Annotated in this window: 15 protein-coding genes, 1 pseudogene and 1 riboswitch; of the genes and pseudogenes, 5 read left to right on the plus strand and 11 right to left on the minus strand. The window is 73.4% G+C overall.

The window, feature by feature from the left end:
- Positions 1-193: 193 nt before the first annotated feature.
- The 7 genes and pseudogenes from ACIRFL_RS38440 to ACIRFL_RS38470 form a co-directional block, all read right to left on the minus strand.
- Positions 194-808, minus strand: coding sequence for a sigma-70 family RNA polymerase sigma factor (locus ACIRFL_RS38440; protein ID WP_404038654.1), 615 nt, complete (start codon positions 806-808; stop codon positions 194-196).
- Between the two features lie 171 nt (positions 809-979).
- Positions 980-1,789: a hypothetical protein gene (locus ACIRFL_RS38445; protein ID WP_404038656.1), complete on the minus strand. Its 810-nt coding sequence runs from the start codon at positions 1,787-1,789 to the stop codon at positions 980-982.
- 119 nt (positions 1,790-1,908) lie between these two features.
- Positions 1,909-2,749: pseudogene (locus ACIRFL_RS38450) on the minus strand (ABC transporter ATP-binding protein).
- Positions 2,746-3,759 carry a FecCD family ABC transporter permease gene (locus ACIRFL_RS38455; protein WP_404038659.1) on the minus strand — a complete coding sequence of 338 codons (1,014 nt, stop codon included), beginning with the start codon at positions 3,757-3,759 and terminating at the stop codon, positions 2,746-2,748. The pseudogene ACIRFL_RS38450 and the gene ACIRFL_RS38455 overlap by 4 nt, the downstream one beginning before the upstream one ends.
- The gene (locus ACIRFL_RS38460; RefSeq protein ID WP_404038662.1) at positions 3,756-4,793 is read right to left on the minus strand and encodes an ABC transporter substrate-binding protein; all 1,038 of its coding nucleotides are present in this window, start codon (positions 4,791-4,793) and stop codon (positions 3,756-3,758) included. Before ACIRFL_RS38460 ends, ACIRFL_RS38455 begins: the two co-directional genes overlap by 4 nt.
- A 60-nt stretch (positions 4,794-4,853) precedes the next feature.
- A riboswitch (cobalamin riboswitch) is annotated at positions 4,854-5,068 on the minus strand.
- 134 nt (positions 5,069-5,202) lie between these two features.
- On the minus strand, positions 5,203-5,481 hold the full coding sequence (locus tag ACIRFL_RS38465) for a hypothetical protein (RefSeq protein ID WP_404038665.1): 279 nt from the start codon (positions 5,479-5,481) through the stop codon (positions 5,203-5,205).
- A complete protein-coding gene (locus ACIRFL_RS38470; RefSeq protein WP_404038668.1) occupies positions 5,478-5,849 on the minus strand; it encodes a hypothetical protein in 372 nt (123 codons plus the stop codon). The genes ACIRFL_RS38465 and ACIRFL_RS38470 overlap by 4 nt, the downstream gene beginning before the upstream one ends.
- Before the next feature lie 485 nt (positions 5,850-6,334).
- Here ACIRFL_RS38470 and nhaA point away from each other — a divergent pair, with 485 nt between their 5' ends.
- Positions 6,335-8,206, plus strand: coding sequence for a Na+/H+ antiporter NhaA (gene nhaA / locus ACIRFL_RS38475; RefSeq protein ID WP_404038671.1), 1,872 nt, complete (start codon positions 6,335-6,337; stop codon positions 8,204-8,206).
- A gap of 29 nt (positions 8,207-8,235) precedes the next feature.
- Here nhaA and ACIRFL_RS38480 read toward each other — a convergent pair whose 3' ends face one another.
- Positions 8,236-8,661: a secondary thiamine-phosphate synthase enzyme YjbQ gene (locus ACIRFL_RS38480; RefSeq protein WP_404038674.1), complete on the minus strand. Its 426-nt coding sequence runs from the start codon at positions 8,659-8,661 to the stop codon at positions 8,236-8,238.
- A gap of 115 nt (positions 8,662-8,776) precedes the next feature.
- Between ACIRFL_RS38480 and ACIRFL_RS38485 the strand changes: the two genes are divergently transcribed.
- From ACIRFL_RS38485 to ACIRFL_RS38495, 3 genes are all read left to right on the plus strand, one after another.
- Complete coding sequence (locus ACIRFL_RS38485) at positions 8,777-8,860, plus strand: putative leader peptide (protein WP_351734638.1); 84 nt, start codon at positions 8,777-8,779, stop codon at positions 8,858-8,860.
- 280 nt (positions 8,861-9,140) lie between these two features.
- Complete coding sequence (locus tag ACIRFL_RS38490) at positions 9,141-9,899, plus strand: ABC transporter ATP-binding protein (protein WP_404038750.1); 759 nt, start codon at positions 9,141-9,143, stop codon at positions 9,897-9,899.
- Between the two features lie 160 nt (positions 9,900-10,059).
- On the plus strand, positions 10,060-11,154 hold the full coding sequence (locus tag ACIRFL_RS38495) for an NAD(P)-binding domain-containing protein (RefSeq protein ID WP_404038676.1): 1,095 nt from the start codon (positions 10,060-10,062) through the stop codon (positions 11,152-11,154).
- A 24-nt stretch (positions 11,155-11,178) separates the two neighbouring features.
- Here ACIRFL_RS38495 and mltG read toward each other — a convergent pair whose 3' ends face one another.
- Both mltG and ACIRFL_RS38505 read right to left on the minus strand, forming a co-directional pair.
- Positions 11,179-12,051 carry an endolytic transglycosylase MltG gene (mltG, locus tag ACIRFL_RS38500; protein WP_404038679.1) on the minus strand — a complete coding sequence of 291 codons (873 nt, stop codon included), beginning with the start codon at positions 12,049-12,051 and terminating at the stop codon, positions 11,179-11,181.
- A gap of 43 nt (positions 12,052-12,094) precedes the next feature.
- Complete coding sequence (locus tag ACIRFL_RS38505) at positions 12,095-13,897, minus strand: ABC transporter ATP-binding protein (protein ID WP_404038681.1); 1,803 nt, start codon at positions 13,895-13,897, stop codon at positions 12,095-12,097.
- Positions 13,898-14,013: 116 nt separating this feature from the next.
- On the opposite strand from ACIRFL_RS38505, the gene ACIRFL_RS38510 reads away from it, so the two are divergent.
- Entirely contained in the window at positions 14,014-14,463 is a 450-nt protein-coding gene (locus tag ACIRFL_RS38510; RefSeq protein ID WP_404038684.1) for a MarR family winged helix-turn-helix transcriptional regulator, read from the plus strand.
- A 211-nt stretch (positions 14,464-14,674) separates the two neighbouring features.
- Here ACIRFL_RS38510 and ACIRFL_RS38515 read toward each other — a convergent pair whose 3' ends face one another.
- Positions 14,675-14,836: a hypothetical protein gene (locus ACIRFL_RS38515; RefSeq protein WP_404038686.1), complete on the minus strand. Its 162-nt coding sequence runs from the start codon at positions 14,834-14,836 to the stop codon at positions 14,675-14,677.
- Positions 14,837-14,932: the final 96 nt, after the last annotated feature.

Raw genomic sequence — 14,932 nt, forward strand, 5'->3', positions numbered from 1 at the left:
GCCCCTCAAGCGAGCCGAGCACCGCGATGCGCCACCACCAACCACGGCAGTCCTCACGATCTCCAGACCGAACACCACCTAAGTCACCGGCATTGAGCCTAGGCCCTGTCGTCAAACCCCCGCCCGCCCTCCGGGCGAACGACGGGAGTTTGACGGCAGGACCCAGGGGGAGGGCACACGGCGCCGGCCGGGGTCAGGTCGCCGCCGCGGCGGAGGCGTCGTCATCGGTCAGCAGGTCCACGAGCGTGGCCCGGGCCCGGGCCACCCGCGAGCGGACCGTGCCCACGGGACAGTCGCTCACCTCGGCCGCCTCCGCGTACGCCAGCCCATACACCTGGGTGAGGACGAACGCCTCCCGGCGTTCGTCGGGCAGCGCCGCCAGCAGATCCAGCAGGACGACACCGTCGTCGAAACCGGGCAGATGCCGGGGCTGCGCCCGCTCCACGGCCAGCGGCCAGTCCGGTACGTCGGCGAGGCGCGGCCGGGCGGCGGCGTGCCGGTGGCTGTCGATCACCGCGCGCCGGGCGATGGCCAGCAGCCAGGTCCGGGCCGACGAGCGCCCCTTGAACCGGTGCAGACTGCCGAGCGCGCGCAGGAAGGTGTCCTGCGCCAGGTCGTCGACGGCCTGCGGATCGCCGCACAGGTGGGCGACGAAGCGCCGTACGTCCCGGTGCAGGGCGTGCACGAAGTCCTCGACGGCCCGGGGATCGCCGCCGCGGGCGGCCAGCGCCCGGGCGGTGATCGACTCGTCACCGTGCGGTGGGGCGGCGCTCGCGTCGCGCGAGGCGGGCAGGGCGGAAGCAATCACCTGGTGTCCTTCTCGGATCGTCCGGATCCGGCCACACACGCGCGGGAGCACGGGCGGACCGGCATGTTCCGGTGTGCGGGGAGACGGCCGCGTCCCGGGGCGCCACGGCGCACGCGGGCCTACGGCCGGGACCCGGGGAGCGCAGGGGCAGCCCCGGGGAACCGGCTGTCGTCAGACGACAGCGGTTCCCGTGGGCGGACCCCGCGTGGTGATCGCATGCACGAGAAGCAGGAGCCGCGGCGCCCGGACGGAGCGGAGGCGGCGCACACGGACACGCGGGCCGTCCGGGGTGCCGGGCGGGGTGAGCAGGAGGCGCAGCGGAGCGGCGAGCCTGGCGGCCACCGCCCGCAGGACGCGGAAGGCGGCCCGCTCGCCATGGGCCAGCCACAGGCCGCACAGCACGGCGGCCAGCAGATGCGCGAGGAGCATGCCGAACGCTGAGGTGCCGGCGGGATGGCCCAGGTGATCCAGGTGATCCATGGGGCCCAGGCCCATGTGCCCGGCGGCCATGTGGAGCACGTCCATGTGTCCGAACCCCATGTGGGGCACCATGGGGGCTTCGCCCATATCCATGGAGCCCATATCCATGGGGCCCCTGCCCACGGACGCCGTGCCCATGGCGTCCGGGCCCATAGAGCCCGCACCCATGGTGGTGAGGCCCATGGGCTGCACGCCTATGGGGTTCACGCCCATGGAGTGCACGCCCAAGGTCCCCGGGTCCCCGGATGCCCGCTGGGCGAGGGTGAACGCCGAGTGGAGCGCCGTCTGGGCGGCGACCACCACCGTCACGATCAGCGCCGGCCCCCGCTCACGGCCCGCCAGGCACCAGCCCACCACACCGGTCGCGACGCCCCCGGCGGCCAGCGCCCCTGCGGGCACATGGCGACCGGACATCAGAACGTGGCCCAGGGCGGCGAGCAGCACACAGACGGCCGCGAACAGCGCGGCCCGTACCGTGCGAGAACACCACCCTGCGGTCATGGCGCCTCATCCTCGGGTCAGGGCATCGGTCGTCACTCCTGGGTACGGATCCTGTCCCCGTCACACACTCAACTCACCCCATGTGATCCAGACCACACCACCGTCGGTGCCGTATCCGGTCAGGCGGGCCCGTCCGCAGCGCGGGTCGGCCGGCGCAGGAAGCGGATCACCGGGTGGCCGGGGTGCTGGGTGACCTCGGCACGGACGCCGTAGACCCGCTCGATGAGGGCGGGCGTCAGGACCGTGGAGGGGGTGCCTTCCGCGACCGCCCGGCCGTCTCGCAGGACGAGCAGCCGGTCGCAGTACATCGCGGCGAGGTTCAGGTCGTGCAGCGCGATCACGGTGGTGACCGGCAGGTCGGCGACGAGGTCCAGCAGGTCCAACTGGTGCTGGATGTCGAGGTGGTTGGTGGGTTCGTCCAGCAGCAGTTCGCGGGGTTGCTGGGCGAGGGCGCGGGCGATCTGCGCGCGCTGGCGCTCGCCGCCGGACAGCGTGTGCCAGAACTGGCCGGCCCGCTCGGTCAGCCCGGTGCGGGCCAGTGCGTCGGCGACCGCGCGCGTCGTCGGCACCGGCCGCGGCCCAGGCCCGCCGGTGCGGGATGCGGCCCAGCGCGACGACGTCCCGGACGGTCAGCTCGGTCTGGGTGTGCGCGTGCTGTTCGACGGTGGCGATGCGCCGCGCGGTGGCCCGGCGGCCGACCCGGGCCAGCGGGCGGCCGTCCAGGGTGACGACTCCCGCGGTGGGCGCGAGCACTCCGGCGAGCAGCCTGAGCAGGGTCGACTTGCCGCTGCCGTTGGGGCCGAGCAGGCCGATCGTCTGCCCGGGCCGGGGGGCGAGGGTGACGCCGTCGACGATGATCCGGCCGTCGATGCGGCGCGTGACGCGCTCCGCGCGCAGACCGGGCGGGGCGTCCCGGTCGGACGTGGGGACCCGGTCGGACGTGGGGTCCGGGCCGGTCATGTCCGCCTCCGTCCGCGGTACAGGACGGCCACGAACGCCGGTACGCCGATCAGCGACGTCACCACGCCCACCGGCACCTCCTGGGGATCGATGACGGTACGGGCGACGGTGTCCGCCCACACCAGGAAGACGGCTCCGGCCAGTGCCGTGACCGGCAGCAGCCGGGCGTGGCCGGAACCGGTGAGCGCGCGGGCCGCATGCGGCAGCACCAGGCCGACGAAGCCGATCGCCCCGGTGCAGCTGACGAGTGTCGCGGTCAGCAGCGCGGTCGCGCACAGCAGGACCAGCCGGGTGCGGGCGACACGCACACCGAGCGCCGCCGCCGCGTCCTCGCCGAACGCGAACGCGTCCAGGGTGCGGGCGTACCCGAGGCAGACCACGAGCACGGCGGCGAGCACGACGGCGCACAGCAGCACCTCGCCCCAGCCGGCGCCGGTCAGCGAGCCGAGCAGCCAGAACAGCACGCCTCGCGTGGTCTCCGCGTCCGCCGACGTCAGGACGGTGAACGAGGTGAGCGCGGAGAACAGTTGCATGGCCGCCACGCCGGAGAGCACCACCCGGTCGGGGGCGCCGCCCAGGGTGTGACCGAGCACGAGGACGAGCCCGAAGGAGAGCAGGGCACCGGCGAACGCGCCCGCCGACAGCGACACCGCTCCCCCGCCGACCCCGAGCACGACCACGGCGACCGCGCCGGTGGACGCCCCGGAGGACACCCCGAGCACGAACGGGTCGGCGAGCGGATTGCGCAGCAGGGACTGCATCACCGCCCCGCACACCGCGAGGCCCGCGCCGCAGAGGGCGGCCAGCAGGGTGCGGGGCATGCGCAGGTTCCATACGATGCCGTCCCGCAGCGGCGCCAACTGGCTGTCCCCGAAGCCGAGGTGGGCGGCGACGCAGGCCCAGACGTCGGCGGTGGAGATGTCGGCGGGGCCTATGGTCACGGCGAACGCCACCGACGCGGTCACCGCCAGCAGCCCGCCTGCGGTCAACAGCGGGGCGCGGAGGTTCACTTGACGAGCCCGAGGTCACGCAGTCCGGCGGCGACCGGTTCGATTCCCTCGACCGTGCGGATGGACGGGTTCATGGCCTGCCCGCTGAGCAGGATGTACCGCTTCTTCCTGACGGCGGTGAGATTGCGGGTGGCGGGGTCGCTCTCCAGGAAGCGGATCTTGGCCTTGGCGCTCTCGGCCGTCTGGGACCTGCGGGTCAGATCGCCGAGGACGATGACGTCCGGGTCGCGGTCGGCGACGGTCTCCCAGTTGATCTGGGGCCACTCTTCGTGGGTGCCGGAGAACACGTTCGACGCGCCGACGGCCCGGGTGATGGCGCCGGGGGCGCCGCAGCAGCCGGCCAGGTAGGGCGACTGGGAGTTGGCGAACCAGTACATGAGCGAGACGCCGGAGGCGTCGAGGCCGTCGGTGGCCGCCCGCACCCGCTCCTTCAGACGTGCGACGAGCCGGTCTCCGCGTTCGTCGACGCCGAACGCGCGGGCCAGGTCGCGTATCTCGCCGTACACGGTGTCGAGGGTGAGCGGGGCGCTGCGGGAGCCGTCGCCGCCGCTGTCGTTGTCCTTTCCGGCGGCGCAGTCGGACGGGGAGACGTACGTGGGCACGCCCAGCTTCTCGAACTGCTCGCGGGTGGCGACGCCGCCCTGGCCGAGGGTGGAGACGAAAGACGCGGTGACGAAGTCGGGTTCGGCGTCGAGCACCTTCTCGAAGGAGGGGTTGTTCTCGGCGAGCCGGGGCACGGACGCGTTGGCCTTCTCCAGGCCCTTCATCACCGGGTCGGTCCAGGTGGCGGTGCCGGCGAGACGGTCCCCGAGACCGAGGGAGAGCAGGATCTCGGTACTGCCCTGGTTGAGGGAGACGGCGTGTTCGGGGGCCGACGCCAGGGTGACCGGATGGCCGCAGTTGTCGATCGTGCGGGGGTAACCGGCGGCGGAACGGCCGGAGTCGGGGGCGGATCCGCCGGGGCCGCCGCACGCGGTCAGCAGCAGCGCCGGGGTGAGCAACAGCAGGGCGGGACGGCACGGGGAACGGAACACGGGCCTGCCTCGGGTGTCGGGGCTCGTACGCGGAGCCTGGCCTACGGACGTCCTCCGCGCACGGGGCGCGGAGGTGCCAGCAGGTCTTCGGACTCGGGTTCGTCCGGACGGGGCGCCTTCCCGGTACGGCCCCGCACCGGCCTCGCGGCCGGCCCGAACCCCTCCCAGTGGCTTGGTGTGCCCTGCCCGTCCCCCTCACCGCTGCGCGTCAGTTCCGGATTCGCACCGGATTCCCTGGCCTCGGATGTGGCACGACTGGCCCGGCCAGGCTACCAAGATCGCCCGGCCGCCAGGACCCGGCCCCGTCCCCGGGCCGAGCGCCCGCGTCCGCCACGTCGGCCATGCCGGCATCGGTGTGCCGGGCCGCCTGCTGACACCCGGCGCTCCGGCCCGGGTGGGACGTCGTGCCTCACCCCGGTCCGTCCTCCGGGTCCACGGGCGGGGTCCCGGCGCAGATCCACTCGTGCACGACGGCCGGGGACAGTCCGCCGTCGGCGGCTATGACGTGCTCGGGCACGCCGGTGAGCCAGGCGGCGAGCACGGCCCGGCGCAGGTCGGCGGCGCGGGTGGCGAGGCCGGTCCGGTAGGCGTCCGCGGAGCCGACGACGAGCTTGGGTGCGTCCTCCGCCAGGCGCCGGGCGGCGCGGCGGACGGTGCGGCGTGCGCTCTGGGTTTCGAGGTCGTTCATGCCGCCGCCTCCCGTGCCGTGCCGAGCGGGCCGTGGTCCGGATGCCGGTACGCATCCCGCACTCCGGGCTCCGGGACGAGCCGCGCGATGAGCCGTTCCAGGCGACGGACAGGGTCACCGCTGCGGCAGACACGGGCGGGCACGGCGCCGTCGCGCGCCGCCGACAGCCCACGGGACATCGGCAGTCCACGCGGCAGCGTCAGATCGCGCCACAGACCCCGACTGCCGGCGGCCCAACACCGCGGTGGGGCGGTCGTGTCGAGGCCACGGGCACCCGCGGCGCCGGACAAGCCGCTGCCCGGCACCACGCAGGAGGCGGCACCGGCGGCGCGGCAGAGGGCGGGGCCGAAGGTGGTCGGGTTCGCCATGGGTACCTCCCCTTCCCCGTCGCGGCGGGGCAGGTCGAGGGCATGGCAGCCGCCGTGCGGGGCGGGGGGCTACCGGGTGCCCGAGGAGCGGGGGGACATGGGGATGCGGGGCCTCGCGCGGCCCGGACTACTGCTGCTGCGATCCATGTCGCTCACCTCCTCCTCGGTCGGCGTGCACCCGGTCCTCCGGGCTTCCGGCACCCCTCCATAGTTGCACAGCGACGCAAATTCTGCTCACCCGCGGGGAGCAGGCCCGCCGTCGATTCCAGGCCCCGCGCCGGCCCCCTCACTAAACTGTCACGCACGCGACGGCATCCGGCTCCGCCCTCGGCTCCGGTGCCGCGTACCCGTCCAGGAGGACGGCCGTCCCCGCCCGGCCGGCTCCCGCCCATCGACCCGGCCGGGGTCTTCGTCGACTGATCGGGATGCGGGTGCACGACGTGCCGCCAGAGCCGACCGGTCCCGCACCGTCCGGGGCCGTGTCCATGACCGGACAGACCGCGTGCGGCGCGGGTCCGCGCAGCCCGCTGCGCACCTTCCTGCGGACCGAGACCGGCAGCGCCGCCGTGCTGCTCGGCGCGGTGATCGTGGCCCTCGTCTGGGCCAACGTCTCCCCCGGCGGCTATGCGTCGTGGTGGCGGACGGACATGTCGCTCACGATCGGTTCGGCCGATCTCTCCCTGGAGCTGCGCGAGTGGGTGAACAGCGGCCTGATGACGCTGTTCTTCTTCGTCGTGGGTCTGGAGGCCCGCCGCGAGGTCGACGTGGGGGAACTGCGCGAGCGGCGCCGCGTCGTGCTGTCCGTGGTCGCCGGGGTCAGCGGCATGCTCGTCCCGGTCGCGATCTACCTCGGCTTCAACGCCGGACTGGACTCGGCGCAGGGCTGGGGCGCCGCCATGTCCACCGACACGGCCTTCGCCCTGGGCATGCTCGCCGTGCTCGGTTCCCGGCTGCCGGGCGGTCTGCGGGTCTTCCTGCTCACCGTCGCGGTCACCGACGACCTCGTGGCGCTGGTCGTCATCGCCCTCGCCTACAGCGGCACGGTCAGCCTCACCGCGCTGGGCGTCGCGCTCGGCGTCCTCGCCCTGCTTCTCGCACTGCGCGCGGCCGGGGTCCGGATCACCGGCGTGTACGCGGTCCTGGGGGTGGCCCTGTGGGGCGCGCTGCTGCGGTCGGGGGTGGACCCGGTGGTCAGCGGCCTGGTCATGGGGCTGCTGACGTACGCGCATCCGGCCGAGCGGCACGCCCTGGAGCGGGTCACCCGGCTGTTCCGGGGGTTTCGGGAACAGCCGACGCCGGAACTGGAACGCACCCTGCGCCGCGGTCTGGCCTCCGCCCTCTCGCCCAACGAGCGGCTGCAGCGGATGATCCACCCGTGGACGAGCCATGTCATCGTGCCGCTGTTCGCGCTGGCCAACGCGGGCCTGACGATCAGCGCCGACCGGATCGCGGCGGCGTTCACCTCACCCGTCACGCTGGGCATCGTCTGCGGCTACGTCCTGGGCAAACCGGCCGGCATCCTGGGCGCCACCTGGCTGGCGGCGCGGGTGAGCCGGGGCCGGCTGCGCCCGGCGGTGGGCTGGGGCGCGGTCGCCGTGGGCGGCAGCCTCGCCGGTGTGGGCTTCACGGTGGCGCTGCTGATCGCCACGCTCGCCTTCCACGGGCAGCGGCTGGAACAGGCGAAGGCCGGCATTCTGGCGGCCGTCGTGCTGTCCTGTCTGATCTCGTGGGTCCTGACGCGGGCCATCGCCCTGCTGCCCGCGCGCCGGCGGACCCGGGCGCTGCTGGGCGAGGGGCAGCCGATCGTCGATCTGAGCGATCCCGTCGACGCGGCGCGCGACCATGTGCGCGGCCCGCTCGACGCTCCGGTGACCCTGGTCGAGTACGGCGACTACGAATGCCCGTACTGCGGACGGGCGGAGCCGGTGGTACGCGCGTTGCTGGCCGAGTTCGGCGACGACCTGCGCTACGTCTGGCGGCATCTGCCCCTCACGGACGTCCATCCCGACGCGCAGCTCGCCGCCGAGGCCGTGGAGGCGGCGGCGTCGCAGGGCCGCTACTGGGAGCTGCACGACGTCCTGATCAGCCACCAGGGGAGCCTCCAGGTGAAGGACCTCCTGGAGCACGCCGAGCGGATCGGGCTCGACATGACGGCGTTCCGCCGCGACCTGCGGGCGCGGGCCGGCGCGGAACGGGTGGCCGAGGACGTGGAGTCGGCCGATCTGAGCGGGGTCTCGGGCACGCCGACGTTCTTCGTCAACGGCCGGCGGCACCACGGCGCGTACGACGTCGCCTCACTGTCACTGGCGGTACGCACGGCCCGGGACCGGGCATCGCTGTCAGACCCGGCCCCGTAGCCCCGGCACCCGGCGCCGTACGGCCCGGGTCATCCCGCCAGAAAACTCAGCCGGACCTGCCGGTTCGGGTTGTCCCGGTTGGTGTCCACCAGGCACACGGACTGCCATGTTCCCAGTTCCAGGCGGCCGTGCAGCACGGGCAGCGTGGAGTGCGGGGGGACGATCGCGGGGAGGACGTGGTCGCGGCCGTGGCCGGGGCTGCCGTGCCGGTGCTGCCAGCGGTCGTCCGCGGGCAGCAGGGTGTGCAGGGCAGCGAGCAGGTCCTCGTCGCTGCCGGCGCCGGTCTCGATGACGGCGATCCCCGCGGTGGCGTGCGGCACGAAGATGTTGAGGAGGCCGTCGCGGCCGGCCGCCGTCTCCCGCAGGAAGGCCTCGCAGTCACCGGTGAGGTCGACGACCCGCTCCCGGGAGCCGGTGGCGACGTTCAGCACGCGCGTGGTGAAGGCATCTGACATGCCACCATCCTCGCGCATGCGGCAGGGTTCCGGCCGTCGCCCGGCCGCTGGTACGCGGGTCCGCTCTCCGAGGCGCCGTTGACCGCCGCGGCGCCGACTGGCTACGGTCGCCCGCATGCAGCGTTCAGCCCTGCTCACCACGCGCGGTCACATCGACCTGCTGCGGGTGGCCTCCGCCGCGTGTCGCCGCGGCCGCTGACGCCCTCGCTCCCGCGCGTTCATCTGCGCGCCGCACTCCTGCCGTTGCGTTCCGCCCGGTCCTGACACGGCGACGCCGAGGCACACCCCACTCCCCTTCTGCCCGTGGAGCACCCATGACCCTCGGCCAGGCCCCGCCCGGCCGCCCCGAGGACGCCCAGGTGATCGAGGCCGGGGAGTCCCTGGGCCTGTCCCGGTGGGGACGCGTGCGGCACGTCGTACGGCCGGGCGCACTGCCCGGCGTGCTCACCGGGCTGCGCCACCGCCTCGGCCTCGCCCGGCTGCGAAAGGCCGCCGCTGCGACGGCGACCGACGTTCACCGACCGGTGACCGGCCAGGCGGTCCATGTCGCCGGACTCACCCGCCGCTTCGACGGCCGTGCCGTGCTCGACGATCTGTACCTCGACGTCCGGCCGGGCGAGTTCGTCGCGCTGCTCGGGCGCAGCGGCAGCGGCAAGTCCACGCTGCTGCGCGTCCTCGCCGGATTCGACCGGGACATCGAGGGCACCGTCCTGGTGCCGCGGCGCCGGGCGATCGCGTTCCAGGCGGCCGGGCCGATGCCGTGGAAGCGGGTGTGGCGCACTGTCCTGCTCGGGCTTGCGGGCAGGGGCGGACGGCCGGTCGCAGGGCGGGCGTCGGACGAGGTCGGGCCTGGCCACCGGGCCGCCGCCCGGCCGAAGACGCGGTCCGGTGGCCAGTCCCGGCCCGCCTCGCTGGCCCGCGCGCTGGTGCGCGATCCGGATCTGCTGCTGCTCGACGAGCCGTTCGGCGCGCTGGACGCGCTCACCCGTATCGCGGCCCAGCGGCTGGTCGAGGAGGTGTGGCGGCGCCGCGGCCGCACCGTGCTGCTGGTCACCCATGACGTCGAGGAGGCCGTGCTGCTCGCCGATCGCGTCCTCGTCATGGACGGCGGCGTCATCGCGCACGAGCGGCGGATCGATCTCGGCCGGCCGCGTGACACCTCCGATCCCCGGTTCGCGGAGTTGTGCGCCGGCCTGCTGAAGCGACTCGCCGTCAGCACCGCCACCGAAGCCGGCTGACCTCCGCGCAACGACCCGGACCCGCCCCGCGCCCCCGCTGCCGCGCCCCGGATTCCCCGTGCCGCCGCCGCGCTCCTGGCGGACCTGACCGTAGGGCCGCACCGGTTCCCGCTGTCCGGCGCGCGGGAAGATCCCCGGCCACGGTGCTGTTGGCAGGAACGTGAACAACGAGCGCGAGGTCGAGGTTGTCGTCACGGGCGCTGGACAGGCCGGTCTGTCCAGCGCCTATCACCTGCGGCGCACCGGTTTCGCGCCGGACCGCGACTTCGTGGTCCTCGACCACTCCCCCGCGCCGGGCGGCGCCTGGCAGTTCCGCTGGCCGTCGCTGACGTACGGCAAGGTGCACGGGATGCACTCGCTGCCGGGCATGGAGCTGACCGACGCCGATCCGGCGCGGCCGTCGGCGGAGGTCATCGGCGCCTACTTCGACGCCTACGAGCGGGCGTTCGACCTGCGGGTGCGGCGGCCGGTGGACGTCCGCGCGGTGCGTGAGGGCACCGACGGGCGGCTGCTCGTGGAGACCTCGGACGGCACCTGGTCCACACGCGCCCTGATCAACGCCACCGGCACCTGGGACCGGCCGTTCTGGCCGCGCTACCCGGGACAGGAGACCTTCCGGGGACGGCAGTTGCACACCGCCCAGTACGCGGGGCCCGAGGAGTTCGCCGGGCAGCGGGTGGTCGTGGTGGGCGGCGGCGCGTCCGGCACTCAGCACCTCCTGGAGATCGCGCCGTACGCGGCGGCCACCACCTGGGTCACCCGGCGGCCGCCGGTCTTCCGGGAGGGTCCGTTCGACGAGGGTGCGGGCCGGTCCGCGGTGGCCCTGGTCGAGGAGCGGGTGCGGCAGGGGCTGCCGCCCCGGAGTGTGGTCTCGGTCACCGGACTGCCGCTCAACGACGCGATCCGGCAGGGGCTGCGGGACGGCGTCCTGGACCGGCGGCCGATGTTCGACCGGATCACCCCGGACGGGGTCCAGTGGCTGGGATCCCCCGGGCTGGGCGGGGAGCGGCACGTCGAGGCCGATGTGATCCTGTGGGCGACCGGGTTCCGGGCCGCCCTCGACCATCTGGCACCGCTGCGGCTGCGCGCCCCGGGTGGCGGTATCCAGGTCGAGGGGACCCGCGTGGCCGCCGATCCGCGGATCCACCTGGTCGGTTACGGCCCGTCGGCGAGCACCATCGGCGCCAACCGGGCGGGGCGCGCCGCCGTGCGGGACATCAGACGACTGCTGGCCGCGCAGCCTCTCGCCGCGTGACCTCGCGCGGCCCCGGTCCGGGGGCTATGTGGCTCCGGACCGGGATGCCGTCGCGCTCGGACTGTGCGGCGTCTCGCTCCTCTTCTGGTGGAGCGCGTTGAACTCCGCGACGTTGCGCTGGTGTTCGGCGTAGTCGGCGGTGAAGCGGGTGTCGCCCGGCTTGACCGTGACGAAGTACAGCCAGTCGCCCGGTGTCGGGTTGAGCGTGGCGCGCATCGCGTCCTCGCCCGGGTTGTCGATCGGTGTCGGTGGCAGACCCATGCGCTGGTAGGAGTTGTAGGGGCTGTCGATCCGGGTGTCGTCCAGGCTGGTGCGTACGGAATGCCGGCGCAGCGCGTAGTTGAGGGTGGAGTCCATCTGCAACGGCATGCCGCGCTGCAGCCGGTTGAGGACGACCCGGGCGACCTTTCCCATGTCGGTCCTGGAGGCGGCCTCGGCCTGGACGATGCTCGCGATGGTGACCGCCTGGTAGACGTTCATCGCGTTGCGCTGGGCGCCGGCGGCCACGGGGGCGACGTCGAACTTGTCGTTCGCGGTGTCGATCATTTGTTGCAGCAGTGTCTGGGGCGTGCTGTCCTTGTCGACGCGGTACGTGGCCGGGAAGAGGTAGCCCTCCGGGTTGCCGTCGGCGTCATGGGGCAGTTTGAGGCCGGCCTTGTCGATGGACTTCGCGGTGCTGCCCGCGGGCAGGGCGAGCGCCTTGTCGACGGCCTCGTAGACCTGACTCGCGCGCCAGCCCTCCGGGATGACCAGGCTGCCGGCGCGCCGTTCCTCGCCCAGGGTCAGCAGCGGCACCGCCACGGCGGTGCCGGCCACGACGACGCCGGTCACAAGGAGGACGAGCTTGCCCCGGCGCGTGAGTCGCATCGTGCTCCGTGGCGGAGTGTTCATCTGCATGCGGGCACGTTAACCCGCATACCTCCGCAAACCTGGCATATCTTCAGCTTGTCGGTTCCAGTTGCGCGTCCCGGCGGACCAGGGCCGCATACCGGCCGCCCAGCCCCAACAGCTCCTCGTGCGTGCCCCGTTCGGCCACCCGTCCGGCATCGAGGACCACGATCTGGTCGGCCCCGCGGACGGTGGAGAGGCGGTGCGCGATGGTGAGCGTCGTCCGGTTGGCGGACAGGGCGTCGATGGCCTCCTGAACGGCGTGCTCGGTGCGGGTGTCCAGGGCGCTGGTCGCCTCGTCGAGGATCAGGACCGGAGGATCGCGCAGGATGGTGCGGGCGATGGCCAGCCGCTGCTTCTCCCCGCCGGAGAAGCGGTGGCCGCGCTCGCCGACGACCGTGTCGTAGCCGTCGGGCAGCGCCGCGATGTGGTCGTGGATCTGGGCGGCCTTCGCCGCGGCGTGCAGTTCCTCCTCGGTGGCGTCCGGCTTGGCGAAGCGGAGGTTGTCGGCGACCGAGGCGTGGAAGAGGTACGTCTCCTGCGAGACGACGCCGACCGTCCGGGCGAGGGTGTCGAAGTCGAGGTCGCGCACGTCGACGCCGTCCAGGGTGACCCGGCCCCCGGTGACGTCGTACAGCCGGGGCACCAGGTAGCCGAGCGTGGACTTGCCCGCGCCGGTCGGGCCGACGATCGCCAGGCTGCCGCCCGCGGGGACGGTGATGTCGATGCCGGCCAGCACGGGGGCGCCCTCGGCGTCGTAGCGGAACTCGACGTCCTCGAACCGGACCTCGCCCTTGACCCGGTCCAGACGGACGGGCTCGGCGCGCTCGGTGATGTCGATCGGCAGGTCGAGGTACTCGAAGATGCGCTGGAAGAGGGCGAGCGAGGTCTGGATCTGCACACCGGTCGCCAGCAGGCTCACGGCCGGGCGGAACAGGCCCTGCTGGAGCGAGACGAAGGCGACGATGGTGCCGATGGACGCCTGGGGGCCGCCCAGTTGGAGCGTCATCCCCGCGGCCCAGTAGATGACGGCCGGCATCGCGGCCATGACGATGGTGATCACGGCCATGCGCCAGCGGCCGGCCATGTTGGACCGGACCTCCAGGTCGACCAGTTGCTCGGACTCCTCGGCGAAGGACCGCGTGAGCGAGTCGGCGCGGCCCATCGTGCGGCCCAGCAGGATGCCGCTGACGGACAGGGACTCGGTGACGGTGGCGGCCATGGCGGCCATCTGCTTCTGGCGCTGGGTGGTGATCCGCTTGCGTTCGTTGCCGACGCGGCGGCCGATCCACACGAACACCGGCAGCAGGACCAGGGAGACCACGGTCAGCCGCCAGTCGAGGGCGATCATCGCGACGATCGTGGCGACCACGCCGGTCAGGTTGGAGACCAGGGAGGTCGCGGTGGAGGTGACGGTGGCCTGCATGCCGCCGATGTCGTTGGCGATGCGGGACTGCACCTCGCCGGTGCGGGTGCGGGTGAAGAAGGCGAGCGACATGCGCTGGAGGCGGCCGTAGACGGCGGTGCGCAGGTCGTGCATGACGCGCTGGCCGACGGTCGTCGAGATCAGGGTCTGCAGCACGCCGAAGACGCTGTTGAGGACGGCGCTGAGGATCATGCCGAGCGCGAGCAGGCTCAACAGGCCGGTGCGGCCCTGCGGGATGGCGACGTCCAGGGTCTCCTTCAGCAGGAACGGCGTGGCGACGGACACCAGCGACGAGGCGCCGACCAGCACGCCGACGATCGCGAGCCGCCCGCGGTAGGGGCGGAAGAGGGCCAGGATGCGGCGCACCTGCCGGGGCTGTTTTTCCGCGCCGGCAGTCGGCGTCCAGGTGGGGTTGTGTTCGGGATGCATGGGCTCCTACGGAGGTGAGCGGGCGTCGGCACGCGGTGCGGCCGACGGCGACTGGAGGATCATAGCTCATTGTTACCTTCACTCACAATGAATGGCGTCCTGATATTGTTCCCGCCATGACCACCCCCGACCCCGAGGGCCTGCTCGCCGAGCAGCTGCTGCGCCTCACCCGCCGGGTCCACCGCATCCAGAAGCGCCATCTGGAGCGCCGGGACCTGGGCGTCACCCCGGCCCAGTCCCGGCTGCTGCGCACCCTCGCACACTACGGCTCGCCGCCGCGCATGGCCGACCTCGCCGCGCGCCTGGAAGTGGTGCCGCGCGCGGTGACCACACTGGTCGACGGTCTGGAGTCGAACGGCAAGGTGCGCCGGGTGCCGGATCCGACGAACCGCCGGGTGACCCGGATCGAGCTGACCGACGACGGGCGCGCGACGCTCGCTGAACTGCGCGACGCGCGACGCGCGGCGGCCGCGGAGATCCTGGCTCCGCTCTCCGCCGAGCAGCGCGAACTGCTCGGCGGGTTGCTGGACACCCTGATCGACGGGGCGCTCAACGAACGCTGCTGAGCGCCCCGCGACCTGCGCGGGCCCCGACCCCGTGACGCCGGAGCGGGCGCCGCAGCAGGACGGCCGGGGTGAGGTACCGCGGCACGGAGCCCGGAGTGAGGTACCGCGGCACAGAGCCCGGCGTGAGGTACCGCGGCGCGGAGCCCTGCGTGGAATGCCGCGGCGCGAGGTCCGGCGTGGGGCGTCGCGGCGCAGGGCTCAGGGGCCCCGTTCAGCAGCGGCCGGATCCGGTGGCGTACACCTCGGCGACGATGCGCTCGCTGTCGCGCGGCGTGGTCTTCTCATGACCGCTGCTCTGCGACCAGTCGGCCGTCCCGGCAATCCCGCCCGGCGCCGCGAACCCGGCGATTGCGTACCGCCCTGGAAAACCCATTGATTTTCACCACCCTCCGACGCGAACCTTGCACGGTTTGCTACCGCTTCTACGCCGTCACCCCCGTCCGCTTCCTCCCTGACACGAGCCACTGGG

Source organism: Streptomyces sp. NPDC102462, assembly GCF_044765425.1.
Taxonomy (GTDB): domain Bacteria; phylum Actinomycetota; class Actinomycetes; order Streptomycetales; family Streptomycetaceae; genus Streptomyces.

Bases quoted from the DNA above. Each gene is read 5' to 3' on its own strand.
- ACIRFL_RS38505 (WP_404038681.1), bottom strand. From the start codon at position 13,897: ATGCATCCCGAACACAACCCCACCTGGACGCCGACTGCCGGCGCGGAA.
- ACIRFL_RS38515 (WP_404038686.1), bottom strand. From the start codon at position 14,836: ATGGGTTTTCCAGGGCGGTACGCAATCGCCGGGTTCGCGGCGCCGGGC.
- ACIRFL_RS38470 (WP_404038668.1), bottom strand. From the start codon at position 5,849: ATGGCGAACCCGACCACCTTCGGCCCCGCCCTCTGCCGCGCCGCCGGT.
- ACIRFL_RS38480 (WP_404038674.1), bottom strand. From the start codon at position 8,661: ATGTCAGATGCCTTCACCACGCGCGTGCTGAACGTCGCCACCGGCTCC.
- ACIRFL_RS38445 (WP_404038656.1), bottom strand. From the start codon at position 1,789: ATGACCGCAGGGTGGTGTTCTCGCACGGTACGGGCCGCGCTGTTCGCG.
- ACIRFL_RS38510 (WP_404038684.1), top strand. From the start codon at position 14,014: ATGACCACCCCCGACCCCGAGGGCCTGCTCGCCGAGCAGCTGCTGCGC.
- ACIRFL_RS38485 (WP_351734638.1), top strand. From the start codon at position 8,777: ATGCAGCGTTCAGCCCTGCTCACCACGCGCGGTCACATCGACCTGCTG.
- nhaA (WP_404038671.1), top strand. From the start codon at position 6,335: ATGACCGGACAGACCGCGTGCGGCGCGGGTCCGCGCAGCCCGCTGCGC.
- ACIRFL_RS38465 (WP_404038665.1), bottom strand. From the start codon at position 5,481: ATGAACGACCTCGAAACCCAGAGCGCACGCCGCACCGTCCGCCGCGCC.
- mltG (WP_404038679.1), bottom strand. From the start codon at position 12,051: ATGCAGATGAACACTCCGCCACGGAGCACGATGCGACTCACGCGCCGG.